This window comes from Kribbella sp. NBC_00359, assembly GCF_036097425.1.
Lineage (GTDB): Bacteria > Actinomycetota > Actinomycetes > Propionibacteriales > Kribbellaceae > Kribbella.
On the sequence record NZ_CP107975.1, the window covers coordinates 3288535 to 3302670 of the forward strand.

The 14136-nt window shown below is 68.0% G+C and carries 19 protein-coding genes; 6 read left to right on the forward strand and 13 right to left on the reverse strand.

Features of this window, described 5'->3' with window-relative positions:
* Positions 1-25 precede the first annotated feature (25 nt).
* Genes OG876_RS16090 through OG876_RS16105 form a run of 4 tightly spaced genes read right to left on the reverse strand, consistent with a single transcriptional unit; the run spans position 26 to position 3165 of the window.
* A complete protein-coding gene (locus OG876_RS16090; protein WP_328525668.1) occupies positions 26-505 on the reverse strand; it encodes an NUDIX hydrolase in 480 nt (159 codons plus the stop codon).
* A 47-nt stretch (positions 506-552) separates the two neighbouring features.
* Positions 553-1758 carry a serine hydrolase domain-containing protein gene (locus tag OG876_RS16095; protein ID WP_328525669.1) on the reverse strand — a complete coding sequence of 402 codons (1206 nt, stop codon included), beginning with the start codon at positions 1756-1758 and terminating at the stop codon, positions 553-555.
* Positions 1759-1768: 10 nt separating this feature from the next.
* Positions 1769-2515, reverse strand: coding sequence for a hypothetical protein (locus tag OG876_RS16100; RefSeq protein WP_328525670.1), 747 nt, complete (start codon positions 2513-2515; stop codon positions 1769-1771).
* Positions 2512-3165, reverse strand: coding sequence for a hypothetical protein (locus tag OG876_RS16105; protein ID WP_328525671.1), 654 nt, complete (start codon positions 3163-3165; stop codon positions 2512-2514). Before OG876_RS16105 ends, OG876_RS16100 begins: the two co-directional genes overlap by 4 nt.
* A 189-nt stretch (positions 3166-3354) precedes the next feature.
* On the opposite strand from OG876_RS16105, the gene OG876_RS16110 reads away from it, so the two are divergent.
* Complete coding sequence (locus OG876_RS16110; protein ID WP_328525672.1) at positions 3355-4035, forward strand: TetR/AcrR family transcriptional regulator; 681 nt, start codon at positions 3355-3357, stop codon at positions 4033-4035.
* A gap of 15 nt (positions 4036-4050) precedes the next feature.
* Here OG876_RS16110 and OG876_RS16115 read toward each other — a convergent pair whose 3' ends face one another.
* Entirely contained in the window at positions 4051-4653 is a 603-nt protein-coding gene (locus OG876_RS16115; protein ID WP_328525673.1) for a DNA-3-methyladenine glycosylase, read from the reverse strand.
* A gap of 47 nt (positions 4654-4700) precedes the next feature.
* On the opposite strand from OG876_RS16115, the gene OG876_RS16120 reads away from it, so the two are divergent.
* Positions 4701-5297 (forward strand): hypothetical protein, encoded by a 597-nt coding sequence (locus OG876_RS16120; RefSeq protein ID WP_328525674.1) that lies wholly within the window; start codon positions 4701-4703, stop codon positions 5295-5297.
* Here the strand turns inward: OG876_RS16120 and OG876_RS16125 are convergent.
* The 3 genes from OG876_RS16125 to OG876_RS16135 are packed head-to-tail and all read right to left on the reverse strand — an operon-like array spanning position 5294 to position 6127.
* Positions 5294-5719, reverse strand: a complete 426-nt coding sequence (locus OG876_RS16125) for a VOC family protein (protein WP_328525675.1) — start codon at positions 5717-5719, stop codon at positions 5294-5296. The genes OG876_RS16120 and OG876_RS16125 overlap by 4 nt on opposite strands.
* A 52-nt stretch (positions 5720-5771) precedes the next feature.
* Positions 5772-5990, reverse strand: coding sequence for a hypothetical protein (locus OG876_RS16130; RefSeq protein WP_328525676.1), 219 nt, complete (start codon positions 5988-5990; stop codon positions 5772-5774).
* A complete protein-coding gene (locus tag OG876_RS16135) occupies positions 5987-6127 on the reverse strand; it encodes a hypothetical protein (protein ID WP_328525677.1) in 141 nt (46 codons plus the stop codon). The genes OG876_RS16130 and OG876_RS16135 overlap by 4 nt, the downstream gene beginning before the upstream one ends.
* 80 nt (positions 6128-6207) lie before the next feature.
* Between OG876_RS16135 and OG876_RS16140 the strand changes: the two genes are divergently transcribed.
* Complete coding sequence (locus OG876_RS16140) at positions 6208-6786, forward strand: mycothiol transferase (RefSeq protein WP_328525678.1); 579 nt, start codon at positions 6208-6210, stop codon at positions 6784-6786.
* A 110-nt stretch (positions 6787-6896) separates the two neighbouring features.
* Here OG876_RS16140 and OG876_RS16145 read toward each other — a convergent pair whose 3' ends face one another.
* The 4 genes from OG876_RS16145 to OG876_RS16160 form a co-directional block, all read right to left on the reverse strand.
* A complete protein-coding gene (locus tag OG876_RS16145) occupies positions 6897-8789 on the reverse strand; it encodes a heparinase II/III domain-containing protein (protein WP_328525679.1) in 1893 nt (630 codons plus the stop codon).
* A gap of 288 nt (positions 8790-9077) precedes the next feature.
* Positions 9078-9857, reverse strand: a complete 780-nt coding sequence (locus tag OG876_RS16150) for a hypothetical protein (protein ID WP_328525680.1) — start codon at positions 9855-9857, stop codon at positions 9078-9080.
* Between the two features lie 67 nt (positions 9858-9924).
* On the reverse strand, positions 9925-10734 hold the full coding sequence (locus OG876_RS16155; protein ID WP_328525681.1) for a GDSL-type esterase/lipase family protein: 810 nt from the start codon (positions 10732-10734) through the stop codon (positions 9925-9927).
* Between the two features lie 324 nt (positions 10735-11058).
* Positions 11059-11451: a VOC family protein gene (locus tag OG876_RS16160; RefSeq protein WP_328525682.1), complete on the reverse strand. Its 393-nt coding sequence runs from the start codon at positions 11449-11451 to the stop codon at positions 11059-11061.
* Positions 11452-11573: 122 nt separating this feature from the next.
* On the opposite strand from OG876_RS16160, the gene OG876_RS16165 reads away from it, so the two are divergent.
* The 3 genes from OG876_RS16165 to OG876_RS16175 are packed head-to-tail and all read left to right on the forward strand — an operon-like array spanning position 11574 to position 13475.
* The gene (locus OG876_RS16165) at positions 11574-11984 is read left to right on the forward strand and encodes a VOC family protein (protein ID WP_328525683.1); all 411 of its coding nucleotides are present in this window, start codon (positions 11574-11576) and stop codon (positions 11982-11984) included.
* A gap of 16 nt (positions 11985-12000) precedes the next feature.
* Positions 12001-12933, forward strand: coding sequence for an alpha/beta fold hydrolase (locus OG876_RS16170; RefSeq protein ID WP_328525684.1), 933 nt, complete (start codon positions 12001-12003; stop codon positions 12931-12933).
* Between the two features lie 5 nt (positions 12934-12938).
* Positions 12939-13475 carry a DinB family protein gene (locus tag OG876_RS16175; protein WP_328525685.1) on the forward strand — a complete coding sequence of 179 codons (537 nt, stop codon included), beginning with the start codon at positions 12939-12941 and terminating at the stop codon, positions 13473-13475.
* A gap of 122 nt (positions 13476-13597) precedes the next feature.
* Here the strand turns inward: OG876_RS16175 and OG876_RS16180 are convergent, their stop codons facing one another.
* On the reverse strand, positions 13598-14083 hold the full coding sequence (locus OG876_RS16180; protein ID WP_328525686.1) for a carboxymuconolactone decarboxylase family protein: 486 nt from the start codon (positions 14081-14083) through the stop codon (positions 13598-13600).
* Positions 14084-14136: the final 53 nt, after the last annotated feature.

Below are 14136 nucleotides of genomic sequence, written 5' to 3' on the forward strand. Positions count from 1 at the left end.
GTCTAGTACCTGCGCGTGCAAACGATTAGACGGATCGAGGGGGAGAGCCGTTCTCCAGGTACGTCGCCGCCCGTCGGGACGTGAGAGCGGCCGAGACGCGTGCGAACTGTCCGGCGTCCAGTAGTTGCTCGGCCTCGTCGAGAGTGGCGAACCTGAAGCCCTTCACCTCGGCCGGATCGGTGACTATGCGGTCGATGTCGGCCCGCGCGAGTACGCCGCCGTCGAAGAGGAACGCGACGATCTCGGTGAAGTCGCCGGACCGGGCTATCCAGTCCACGGCGAGCAGATCGCCGGGCTCCACGGTGAGGCCGATCTCCTCCCGGACCTCGCGTTGTGCGGCGAGGCGTGGCGACTCGTCCCGCTCGACCATCCCGCCGGGAAGATCCCAGGTCGGCTTGTACGGCGGCTCGAGCACCAGCAACAGGCCGATCTGGTCGGTGAACAAGCAGTCGGCCGCCATCCGTTTGGCGGGGAACTTCGCGGTGAAATGAACATCGTCGGCCACGCCGTAAGCCAACCACAGGTCAATCGCCCGTCTATGGGTTCGGTGGGCTACCCGCAGTACGCCTTCAGGAGTACGGCGCGCATGGCCTGGGTGATGGGGTGGTCGTGGCTCAGGCCGTCGATGTTGACCATCACGACGACTTGGCGGCTGCCGTCGCGGCTGTTCCACACGGCGTCGGTGTAGCCGGGAATCTCGGAGTCGTGACCCCAGGCGTCGCCGCACGGGAAGGTCTCTCTGAGCAGACCCAGACCCCAGCCCCCACCGGGAATCCCCGAGTCGATGGACCCTGGTGGGTCGGTGGCGACCGGGTCGACGGTTTGCATGGCCTTGAGCTGGCCGGGCTTCAGCAGGTGGCCGCGGAGCAGCGCACGATAGAAGCGGGCGAGGTCGTCGGCGTTGGACAGGATTGCGCCGGAGGCACCGAGCAGGGTCGGACTGAGTGCCGTGAAGTCGGTCGGCTCCGGTTCGAACAGCAGCCAGTAGCCGTGGGTGTAGGTGCCGGGGATCCGCGACGAGGTCGGGTACGAGGTGTGGTCGAGTCCGAGTGGCCGGAAGATGCGGCGCCGCAGTTCGGTGCCGATCGAGTTTCCTGTGGCCGCTTCGACGATCATCGCAAGCAGCAGATAGTTGGTGTTCGAGTACGTCCAGCCGGTCCCCGGTGCGAAGAGCGGGCCGTGTTCGGCCGCGATGGCGACCCCCACGCGGGGGGCGAAGATCAAGGTCAGATCCCCTTCGAGATAAGGAGCGAAGACCCTGTCGTCCTGTGCGTAGTCGTAGATGCCGCTGGTGTGGTTGAGCAGCTGGCGGATCGTGATCCCCTGGCCGTTCGGGAAGACTCCCGGGAGCCACTGCTTGATGGTGTCGTTGAGCTTGAGCACTCGATCGCCGACCAGCTGGAGGACCACGGTGGCAGTGAACGTCTTCGTGACGCCACCGATCCGGGATCGGTCACCGACCCGGATCGGCGTCAGTGTCGCGAGCTCGCCGTACCCGCTGGAGAAGCGGTACGTGCGATCACCGATCCGTAGCAAGGCGACAGCACCCGGCGCTCCGGCGGCGACGACCTGATCGAGCGCGGCCTGGATTCCTGGCGGCGGGTGACCGGCCGACGATCGTGGCACTGCGGCTGAGGTGGGGACGCCTGCCGCCGATACCGCCGGTGCCGTTGCCAGGCCGGCAGCGGTGGCGAGCGCGATGACGACCATCCATCGGCGACGCCGCGGCGCGGCGGACCTTTCCGCTGAGGAAGACATTGGTGTGCTCCTACGCCGTTGGGGTCCGCGCTACGGCGGTGCGCCGGGTTGCGACGGTCACCGCGATGACCAGGATTCCGAGGATCAGCAGGAGGCCGCCCACGACCAGGGCAGCGATGGATACGGGAAGGACGACCGGAAGTTTGCTGCCGATGCTCACGTCGGCGTCGACGCCCTGCGAGCCGTCCGCATTCATGACGACGACGGACCAGTTGCCATCAGCAACATTCCAGTCGAGGGTGCGGGGGCCGGTGCCGCTGTCGGACGCGACCCAGAACGTCTGCGCGGCAGGATCGGCGGCGGGTTGGCCGCCTGGCCGGGGCACGTAGGTGACCTTGAACGGGTCGGCCTCGAAGTCCGAGATCTCGGTGTGGCCCACTCCGTTGAGATACCTGGCCACGTCACCGGCGGGGCCGATGCCGATGAACAGCGGTGTCTCCGCGTTCCTCGACTCGAGCGTGATCCGTACGTCGCCGAGCAGATCGTCGGCGTAGATCGCGTCGGGACCGGCGATGCCGACGTCGAGCGACGGAGCCGACAGGGCGAACGTGTCGGTGGTGAGGCGTTCCGGGCCCGCGGTGTGATACCCGGCGGCGTCGCGTTGCGCATGGGCCCACAACCCGATCCCGCCGCCGGCCAGCAGGCCGCCGCCGAGCAGGATGAGTACGGCGCCGACGATCACGAGCACCGTGCGCCAAGCGCTCCAGGAGCGGCGGACCGGCGTGGCAGGACCCGGGATCGGCTCGGTCGTGGTCATGAGACTGCCTCGGCTCGTACTGGCGTTCTGATCATCCAGACGCCCAGCCAGATCATCGCGAGCCCGAGCGGGATGCCGAACGGCGGCAGCAGCGACTGGAAGCCGAGCAGCCCGCCGATCACGATCGCCACGCAGATCGCGCGGGGGAAGACCCCGGCTCGCAGGCTCGAGAGGCCGAACAGCGCCCAGCCGATCGCGAACAGCAGATAGCTCGACACAGCGCCGATCACGATGAGACCCGCCGGGTCCGCGTCGAGGACCGCGGGTGCGGTGTCGGCGAGGTAGGTGACGTAGAACGTCTCGAACCACAGATCACCGCCCAGGAACATCGTGCCCACCATCGCGGCGATCACCCCCACGACGCCGAACCGGCCGGCCTTGTCCGCCTGCCACAGGTAGGCCGCGACGACGGCGAGGATCAGCAGGCAGAAGGCCACGAAGTACACGACGCCGCTGATCCGGTACACGGTGTTGGTCGACGTACCGACATGATCGTCGCGATCGACGATCGGGAGGATCACCACCTCGACCACGACCATCAACGCGCCGGCCGCGAGGGCGAGCGGACCTGCCAGCCGGGCGAGACGTGTGCGGGAAGCGGTGAGATTTCCGCCTGACGATGAAGCCTGCGATGCGTCCAGTCTTGTCATGCTGGACAGTCCCCTCAGCGAGCGGGACCGGCGATTTCCCCCACCAGGTCCCCAGGACGAACGGACCTCCGGTGGTCCTGCCCCGCGCCCCGAACTGCCAAAGGTGAGACCCGATGAGCGGGTCTTTTTGTACTCCGTACATAATATGGACGGCGTACAGAAACAAGTCAAGAGCGAAGGGTTTCGTTAATGGCGACACCGACGGGCCGGCGGACCGGCAGGCCGCGGGCAGTCACAGAGCAGGCGATTCTCGACGCCGCCCTTGCGCAGCTCGACGCAGGGGGCCCGGCCGCGGTCTCGGTGCGCGGCATTGCGGCGCAGGTCGGCGTCGCACCGAACGCTGTGTACACCTATTTCCCCAGCAAGGCCGCGGTGCTCCGCGCTCTCGTCGAGCGCTTCCTCGGCGACGTCAACCACGACCGCTTGGTCGACCGGCAACTGCCGTGGCGACAGCGCGTCGAGGCTCTCGCGCTCGAACTCCGGACCCATCTGGTCGCACACCCCGGCGCCGTACAACTGCTGCTCGGCGGACTCATGGGCGGACCGAATGCCCTCGCCTTGCGCGAGTCGCTCGGTGAGGTCCTCGCCGACGCCGGCTCCGCCCCCGACGACGCCGCCCGCGCCTCCTATGTGCTGCTCGTCTACGTCCTCGGCGCCATCGCCCTCGAAGTCGCCGAGCTCGACCAGCCCCACACCACACCCACAGAACGCGCCCGAGTCTCGACCCGGCGCGCGGTCCTCGACACCATCTCCGCCGACACCTACCCGCGCACGACCGAAACGGCCGCCACCATCTCCAAAGACCTGACCACCGAACAATTCCTCTGGGGCCTCACCCGAATCCTCGACGGCCTCGAACCCGGAACCTGACAGCCCTCGGCAGTGTCAACCGGCTGAATCCAGGTAGTACCTCAGAGGCCTGTCGTGGCCATTGCGCCGGCTGCTGATGCCGACCCGTTCGGCAGCCCGGACCTGCGCAGGATCGACTGAGATGCCCCAGTCCTCCAGGAAGAGTTCGGAACCCGTGAGGTCTGCGCCGTACAGGTCCTTGGTGATCTGGAAGGACCGGCACAGCTTCCCGGGCGCGTTGGCGAGGTGATCGGCGCTGCGTGGCTGGTCCCACTCGGCGGCCATGGCTTGGACGCCCTCGACCGGGGTCACGCCGCGGATGAAGATCACGTCGGGTACGTCGGCCCGATTCACGACGGCGGCGAACTGATGCCACTGGCCATAGATCAGGTACACGTACGCGAGACCGCCGGCCTCCCACATCACGGACGTCCGTGCCGTCTTCTTGTTTCCGTGGTGGACCGCGTCGGTGAAGGCCGGGTAGGCCTCGACGTCGCGGATCACACCGGCGACGCGGCCGGCGCGGGTCTGGCGGACGAGGACCTTGCCCAGGAAGTCGGTTGCGCAGGCCGACGCCGGACGCAGATAGAAGTCGGGCGCTAGCTTCCTGACGGACAACGGGCGAACGGGCGACCTCATCGACCCATCATCGCGCCTACGATCGGTCATTTGGCGAGGAGGTGGATGTGTCGGTTGATGAGCGGGCGGCTCGGGCGGAGGGGCGGCTGCGGGCGGCGTACGGGATTGTCCGGGAGCTGGAGCTGCTGGAGCGGTGGGGGAAGTACGGCGAGGTGGTGATTGTCGGGTCGGTCGGGATCGGGGTTGTGGTGCCGCCGGACATCGACATGGAGATCCACTCGGACGAGCCTCGGGTGGCTGATGGGTTCGCGGTGATGGCGGCGTTGGCCGACTTGCCGAAGGCGCGGCGGATCACCTACCTCGATGCTCGCGATCGGCACGAGCAAGGGCAGTACTGGAAGCTCGAGTACGAGCTGACCGCGGATGAGACGTGGACGATCGACATGTGGGTCTTCGAGCGTGCGTCGACTGTCGCGAGCGGTGCGGCGCTGACCGCGGCTCTTCGAGAGGCACTGACCCCGGAGACTCGGGACCGGATCCTTGCCATCAAAGAGGAAGCCGAAGGGCTGGGGGAGCGGGCGCGTGGCTACTGGCTCTATCAGGCGGTGCTGGATGCCGGCGTCAACAACTACGCCGAGTTCCGGGCGTGGCTCGGAGATCGGAATATCTACGAGCGGACATCCTGGATGCCTCGCCGGGGCTAGCGAGAGGTGCCGCCCCAGTCCTCTGGGGCGACGTCGGCGATGGATTGGCTGATGGTCCAGTGGTGGCCGGCCAGGTCTTCCACGGTGTACTGGCGTTCGCCGTACGGGAAGTCGGTCGGGGTGGTCAGGATGTTGGCGCCGGCTCGGCGGGCGCGCTCGTGGTGGGCGTCGACGTCCTCGACGTGGAGCATGACGCCATGGCTGTGCGCCGTCGCGTCCGAGTCCGGTGCACGCCGCCCGTACTCCTCGCCGGCGTCGGCCACCACGATGATCCCATTGCCGTACTGTAGCCGCGCCCGATGGTTGCCCACTCGCCACATCTCCTCGAACCCGAACACGTCACACAGCCAGTCCACAGCCTTCCCGACATCCGGATACACCAGCATCGGTACGACGTTCGCCGTACCCACCGTCCGATTCACCACCACAACCCGCTCCCTCCACTCGAGCCCATCGTGACACCCCAGCCCGCCCTCAGCCTTGAACTTTTGGGAAGTCCCAAGCCCACGACTCCCCGGCCAGGGTGAAGGTCCAGTCCGCGCGTACGCCGTCGGCCATATAGCCGACCGCGGGTACGGCGATCGGCGGGTAAGGCACCTGTCGCAACAGCCGGATGGCGTCCGCACGGGAGAACCACTGCGCATCCATCACCGACGCATCGGGATCGTCGATCGCGAACGAAGGATCGCTCACCCACACCACGTAGTTCCACGACCGCGACAGCGTCCGCCCGGCAGGTTCCAGTACGCCGCGTCCCACGCCTCGTACTGCTCCCGCACCAGCGCGAGCCGCCCGTCGTACTGCGCAATCACTCCGGCATACCGACCCATCCGCCGAGCCTAGGACGTCAGTCAGGCACGGCTCCTAGTTCCGGAAGGGGAGTGTCCGGAATCGGGTCTACGGTGCCGGTATGACTGAGACATGGTGGGAACCTCCGCTGGCTGGTACCGAGGCTGAGCACCTGGTCGGGGCGCTCGATCGGCTGCGTACGACGTTCCGCTACAAGGTCGACGACCTCGACGCGGCCGGGATGCAGACACGGATCGGCGCGTCGACGATCACCCTTGGCGGTCTGCTGAAGCACCTGGCGGCGAACGAGGACTACATGTTCACCGTGAAGTTCCGCGGCGAACCGATGGACTCGCACTGGGACGAGAACGGTTGGCGGGACGACAACGACTGGGAGTTCAACTCCGCGGCCGACAACACTCCCGAGGAGCTCTACGCGCTCTGGGACGGCGCGGTCGCACGCTCGCGGGAGCGCGTGACCGCGGCCCTCGCCGACGGCGGACTCGACCAGCCGGCGCATATCAGTTGGCCCGACGGCAGGCACGCGAGCCTGCGCCGCCTCGTCTGCGACCTCATCGAGGAGTACGGCCGCCACACCGGCCACGCCGACCTCATCCGCGAAGCCGTCGACGGCCGCGTCGGCGAGGACCCGCCCCCCGGCTGGCACCCCGTAGGCGCCCGCACCCCCCAAACCGCCTGACCCCGTACGGCGGCCGACCGCATCCAGCCGCCTGACCCCGCACGGCGGTCCGCCGCATCAAGACCCTGACCCCGTACGACGGCCCGGCGCCGAGCCGCCGTACGAAGGACTCACTTGACCCGTGCGAGCGTGCCGTCAGCCGCCACGGAGATAGTGGTGCTCACGCCGTCGACCTTCAGGGTGATGCGTACGCCGGAGCCCTGCTGGGACGTGGTGTAGCTGGCGGCCCCGTTGCTGCGGGTCGGGACGATGACGGACAGGATCGACGCGGTGCGGCCGGAGCGGGTGAACTTCACGACCGGCGCCGGCTGGCGCTTGTCGATGGTGGTGTAGTGCCAGCCCTGGATCGGATCGGTGTTGCCGGTTGCGACCTGGATCGGCGTGGTCTGCTGCCGGAACGGGATCTGCAGCAACGTCGTCTTGACCCGATCACCCGGCCGCGCGGCCACCGCAGAGTTGCCGTGGACAACCACCTTCTGGTCCTCCGGCAGATGCCACAACGTCTGGTAGTCCTGGGACGACGGTGACGTCCCGCGGTCCAGCACGACCATCAGGTCCGGATCCTTCAGCACCAGCACGCCTCGGGTCCGGTCGATCCCCTTGCCCAGCGAGTCACGCAGCTCGTAGAACTCCGAGGTCGGCGCGATCGACGACCGCGTCAGCTTGGTCTCCGGGTGTTCCGCGGCGGTGGACAACGCGGTCATCTCGTTGTGCGAGAACTGGCTCTTCGCCCAGCTCCGCCAGTCGTCCATCTTGTAGCCCGCGTGCCCACCGTCGATCAGGATGTCCCGGCCGTGCGAGGTATAGGTGATCGATGTGTGGTCCTCGTGCCCGTGCAGCTTCCGCGTCGGCCCGAACCTGATGCTGTACGTCGATTCCTGGGTGAACGGCCGCGTCTCACCCCACCCGGTCCGGCCGAAGATGTACCCGGCGTCGAAGATCCCGATCCGCTGGGTCGGCCGGATCCCTTGCGCACCGAGGGTCCCGGCGTACTCGAGAACTGTCCCGGGCACCGGGAAAGTCTTCACCATCTCGGAATCGCCGATCTGATGCAGGTTGCCGAGCGAGTCGGTGGCGAGCGCGAGCCACTTCGCGAGCTCGCGCCGGCGTGCCTTGATCGTCGTACCAGGGTCGACGCCGCACTTCTCCAGTACGTCGATCGCCCGGCCCCAGAGCGAGTAGTTGAACTGGGCGTATGCCGTCGACTGTTCGTTGGTCGAGCCCTGGGTGTCGATCGACGTCTTGATCGCGCTGGTCAACCGATCCGCGGCGACCTTCTTCAGATCGCTCCGCCCGAGCGTGCAGCCCACGCCGAACAGGGCAAGGCTCTCGTCGGTGCCGTGGTTCCAGTCACCGCTCCAGTTCCTCTGCAGGAACCAGGCGTGGTCCAGCAGCGCCTTGTCCAGCCACGCGTACTCCCGCGGTAGCCGCGACACGTGCAGCCCGGACAACGTTGCTTGGCGCAAACAAATCAGCACGTTGGTCCGGTGCATCGTCGACTCGTACGCGCCGATGTCCGACTTCCACGAGTACGGGTTGTCCTTCACCCAGTCATGCGCGATCGCGCTGACCCGCTGCAGGGCACGCCGATCGCCCTTGCCGGCGGCCACGATTCCCTGGCCCAGCCAGCGCAGCGAGTGCAGCCACATGTACCAGCTGGGGTTCTTGTCCGGGTTCACCCGCCAATTGATGTTGCCCTTGCCGTCGCCCACCTTGTACGGCGCCGTCGTACCCCAGGTGAACATGTCGCGATAGAGGTTGGCCAACGGGTTCGCGTGATCGATCCCGCTGTACGCCGGGCACGTGTAGGTGTTGCGCTTCGCCGGCGTCGGCGGGGCGGTCGGAGGTTCGGGAGTCCGGACAACGGTCGGGTCCGGGGCGGCCTCCGGCTTCGAGTTGCCCCGCGGGATCATCAACGCGGTCGCCAGGACGGCGACGCTCGCCGCCAGTGCGATGGCGAGCCGGACCGTCGTTCCAGCTGTGCGGGGATGTCTCGCGGGCATTGCTCGTCCTCACCGCATGCCCCGGGCATGCTTCTTCTGGCCTAGACCTGAATTCGGGTCGAGCGGGTCCCTGGATTCGGGTCAGGTGGTTTGCGTGACACGCCTCGAGTCCGCGGCGTGGGCGGTGTTACTCGTGAGAACGTCAGGCGGTCCGGAGAAGGTTGCAGCCGGCATCGATCACGGTGCTGTCCAGGTACGTCGCCATCAGTCCCCCCGAGGTCAGATTGTTTCCTCTTCTGTCTAGATGCCGTGACTCAGGGAAAGGTTGTGCGGATCGACGACTCCGGTTCAGCGGTGCTGGATCGCCTGCAGAATCAAGGTGTTGCGGGCCGTCTGCCCGGCCGGGACCGTCGTGTGCCGGCCGTCCCGCAGGTCGGTCCGCATCCGCTCGGGGCGGGCCGCGAGGAACTCGGCCCAATGCACGATCCGCAGGTTCCGGTAGCGCTCTTGCGCCTGGGCCAACTGCAGATCGACCCACTCGCTGTTGCGCTGATCGGCGACCTGCACCGAGGCCGGCTCGTCGGTCCGGGACACCTGGACGTTCACCCAGTACACGGTCCGGCTGGCCCCGGCGATCCGCAGCGCCCGATCGACCTGTGCCGTGAACGCCGGCGGGTCGAAGATGTCGTTCGAGCCGACCGCCATCACGATCCGATGAGGCAGCCCGTACGCGCGGGCCCACGCAGCCAAGGCGTCGACGGCAGCCGACGTCGGCTGACCGGCCCAGCTGTACTCGGCGAACGACGCACCCGTCCGCTGAGCCAGGAGTCGCCCGAGCGCCTCCCCGTCCTGTACGGCGATGCAGTCGCCGAACAGCAGGACCCCGTCGGTCGCCACGACGTGGCGGACGTGCGCACCACTGGAGATCACCTTGGCGTTGGACCGCCAGGAACCGATCGTGCCCGACCCGTAGCCACCAATGCTCGTGGCCGGCGCGGCGGCGGCCTTCGCAGGGGCAGTGGGGGACTCGAGATGGATGAGTACAAGCAGCGTTGCGGTCAGGACCGCGACGATGACCGCGGACGTCGCCCCGCCGCGAGCGGTGGCGAGCGCATGATGCCGGAGCATGCGTGGACCTCCCTGTGACGCCGTACCCATCCTGTTAACGCCGAAGGTGGCCCGGGGGTTGCCAGCCTCAGGGACTGCCTTGCAGCGCGTCCGCGATCAGCTCGTTGCGCGCGGCCCGGCCGACCGGCTCACTGGTGTGGACACCGTCGCGCAGGTACTTCGCCAGTCCGGCCGGCTGCGAGTTGAGGAACTCGGACCAGTGGATGATCTTCAGGTTGGGGTGGCGCGCCGCGGCTTCCTCCAGCTGCTGGTTGATCCACGCGCTGTTGGCCCGGTCGGCGGCCTGGACGTCGGCACTCTGCCGGAACCGGCTCACCTCGACGTTCACCCAGTACACGGTCCGCTTCGGACCCGCGATCGCCATCGCCCGCTCGACCTGCGCCCCGAATGCCGGCGGGTCGAAGATGTCGTTGGTGCCGACCGCCATCACGATCCGGCTGGGCAGGCCGTAGTCGCGCTCCCAGCCCGCCAGCGCGTCGACCGCCGCGGACGTCGGCTGACCGGACCAGTCGTGGACGGCGATCGAGTCGCCGGTCCGCGTCGCGAGCAGTTGCTCCAGTGCCAAGCCGTCCTGGACGGCGATGCTGTCGCCGAACATGAAGATCCCGTTGAACGTCAGGACGTCCCGGACCTGGTCGTCGGGCGTGATCCGCCGGAGCAGGTTCTGCCACGGGCCGAGCGTGCCCGAACCGTAGCGGCCCGGTGGCACCGTGGTGGGGCCGGGGGGTGCCGCAAGGAGGCCGGTGTCCGGGCTCGCGGGGCTCGGCGAGCGGGGCTCGAGCAGCACCAGCAGTCCACCGATCGCGGTGAACACGGCCAGCGTCGCGACGATCGCCATGGCCGGAGCGATCACGGACTCACGGAGTCTGCTCCTCACGCCCTCCACTCCCCCCAGTTTCGACAGTCGTCCTCATACCTCATAACGCGGTGAACCGCGTTAAACGTTGCAAACCGTCTACATGTATCAGATGCGGACAGGCCCGGAATGGTTGTCACGACCTGACCTGACCCCGGACCGTGCCCGCGTGCCGCCGGACAGTAGCCGCCGCATGTGTGCCTCACTCTTGGTTAATGTCCGGAAACCCCGAATAGGTTCCAGCCATGCCAGAAATCGACAAGCCGGGATACACGCCGGCTGGAGTGTTCCCGGCGTACGCGGGCGGACCAGGAGCTGGCCTGGCGACTCCCGAACCCTCGGCCGCTACCCCTCGAGCCCAGCCTGACCTGACCGCTCGGCGTCGCTGCGTTCGACACAGAACTCGTTGCCCTCGGGATCGTGCAGGGTGACCCAGCCGGGGCCTTCGGGCTGCCGGTGGTCCTCGTGGATGGTGGCGCCCAGGGCGAGGAGGCGCTCGACCTCCTCGTCGCGGGTGCGCTCGGTCGGAGCCCAGTCGAGGTGGACGCGGTTCTTCACCGACTTCGTCTCCGGGACGGCGACGAACAACAGACAGGGGACGGGGGCCGGGGCGACCACGAGCGCCTCGTCGTCGCCGGGTTCGTCGCCGTCGCCGAGCGGCCAGCCGGTGACCGTGCTCCAGAATTTCGCGAGCTCGTACGGATTTCCGGCGTCGATCGTGATGTGTCGCGGGATCATGCCCAGACCCTAGCCACAGACCCGGATCGGCGGGGGGTCGCGAACTGTCGGCGGGCGGGTTTACTGTGCGGGCAAGAGGCCTCACCACCGGGTGCGGCCGGTTGGGGGAAGTGAGTTTTCTGATGGCGGCTCGGCTCAATCCGTACATCCAGTTCGAAAGCAACGCGCGAGCGGCGATGGAGTTCTACCAGAGCGTCTTCGGCGGTGAAGTGGCCTCGAACACCTTCAAGGAGTTCGGTGCGAGCCACGGCCCGGACGACGACGACAAGCTGATGCACAGTCAGCTCGAGACACCGAGCGGCTTCACGCTGATGGCGGCCGACACACCGCAGGGCATGCCGTACAACCCGGGTGAGAACATCGCGATCAGCCTGAGCGGCGACGGCGACGAGCTCCGCGGGTACTACGAGAAGCTGTCCGAGGGCGGCAAGGTCACCGTCCCGCTGGAGAAGCAGATGTGGGGCGACGAGTTCGGCATGGTCACCGACAAGTTCGGCATCAACTGGATGGTCAACATCGCCGCGGCCGGCTGACGCGCACCCGGCGCCGGTGCGCTCGCCTGCGGTTGGTGAGGTGCTGCGGCCGGCGGACGGGCGGCGGATGCAGTGGTGGGAGGGCGGGGCGCCTGACGGCGTCCCGATCTTCTTCCTGCACGGCTGCCCGGACACCCGACATGCCGCGTACGCCGGTGACGCGCCGGCTCGGCGTACCGGCGTACGACTGATCGCGGTGAACCGCCCCGGCTACGGGACGTCGGATGCCTATGCCTCGACGCACCTGTCCGTGGCCGACGACGTCGTGGCCGTCGCGGATCAGCTTGGGATCGACAGCTTCGCGGTGCTCGGGATGTCGATCGGCGGCCCGTACGCGTTGGCTTGCGCAGCGCGTCATCCGGACCGCGTGACGGCCGTGGGAGTGGCGGCGAGCCCGGGCAGCGTCCCCGAGCTGGACCCGCCGATCCACCGGGATGATCTCGGCCCCGAGGAGCTGGCGTTCTTCGCCCGGCTCGCCACGCTGCCACCGGACGACGCGGTCGAGGCCATGCGCTCCGACTTCCAGGCGTACGTCGCCCAGCTCGATCCCGCCGACACGGATGACGCAGCCCTGGCCCGACGCTTCCTCACGGAGCTGGAACCGCGCGACGCCGAGGTAGTCAGCCGGCCCGGCCCGGTCGTTGACGGCCGCGCGCTCGGCTCCGACGCCGCGATCGCGGCCGCGGTCCGCGAAGCGCTGACGAACCCGGCCGGCTATCTCCGCGACGCCGCGATCTCCTTCACATCCTGGCACTTCCGTCCCGAGCGGATCACCTGCCCGGTCCTCCTCTGGTACGGCGACTCGGACGCGAACGCCTCGCCACGCAACGGGCACTGGCTCGCCGAGCGGATCCCGCGGGCGACTCTGGTGATCCGCGAGCAGATCACGCATCTCGCCGTACTGCACGAATATTGGGACGAGATCCTCGAGGCTTTGCGGCTAGCGTGAAGCGCATGGGACTCAACGACCTGCTGTACGACCCGATCCGGCACAACAACTGGGCGACGAAGAGCCTGATCCAGTTCTGCCGCGCGCAGAACCTCACGCCCGAGCAGCTCGAGGTCACCGGCGTCGGCACGTTCGGCGGGATCCTGGCGACGCTCGATCACATCGTCCGCTGCGACGCCGGCTACGTACGGCGGATCGCCGACAGCCCGCTCGACTTCGTCGACGGCGAGCACGCGCAGGACTTCGACACGCTCGAGCGGTGGAACGACGAGGCCGGCGCGGTGTGGGAGGAGTTCCTGGCGAAGCCGATCGACGTCGAGCGGGTGATGATCGTCGACGACAACACGCGCGGGACGCGGGTCGGCATCTTCATCGCGCAGGCGATCAACCACGCCAACCACCACCGCGAACAGGTCTGCGCGATCCTCACCGGCTTCGGCATCGAGCCCCCCGACATCCAGGCCTGGGAGTACGCCTGGCAGACCAACCGCATCTGGGACCTCCCCGCGGCCGAGCAGCCGGCAGACGAGTCCGCCGGCTGACCCACCGCACCCCCGCCCGTCCCCGTTCGAGGGGCCAACCCCTCGATGTGTGGGTCGGCCCCGCGAAATTCGGCGGCCGAACCCGCCCCTTCCGGGGTTGACCCCTCAAACGGGACGCCGGGTCAGTCGAGGGCTTTGGTCAGGAGACCGGCCTCGTACGAGCCGCCGAGCTGGTTGAGGGTGACGGCCAGGCGGTTGGTGGCGTTGATCATCGCGATCACGGTGACGAGCGCGATGAGCTGGTCCTCCTCGTAGTGCTTGCTCGCCCACGCCCAGGTGTCGTCGGAGACGCCGTGGGTGTCGGCCAGGCGGGTGGCTTCCTCGGTAAGGGCCAGGGCCGCCTGCTCGGCCTCGGTGAAGACCGTCGAGTGGTGCCAGGCGGCGACCAGGCTGAGGCGGGTCTCGGTCTCGCCGGCCGCCGCGGCCTCCTTGACGTGCAGGTCGATGCAGTGACCGCAGCCGTTGATCTGGCTGGCGCGCAGCATGACCAGCGCCTGGGTGGTCTCCGGCAGGCCTGACTCCTGGACGGCCTGGTGAATGCCGAACATCCGCTTGCCGAGCCTGGCGCCGAGCTCGTTGCTCATCAGGTCGATACGGGGTTCCGTCATGATGTCCTCACTTGTGAGATCTACTGGACGAACACGAGATGCCGCCGGCCCGG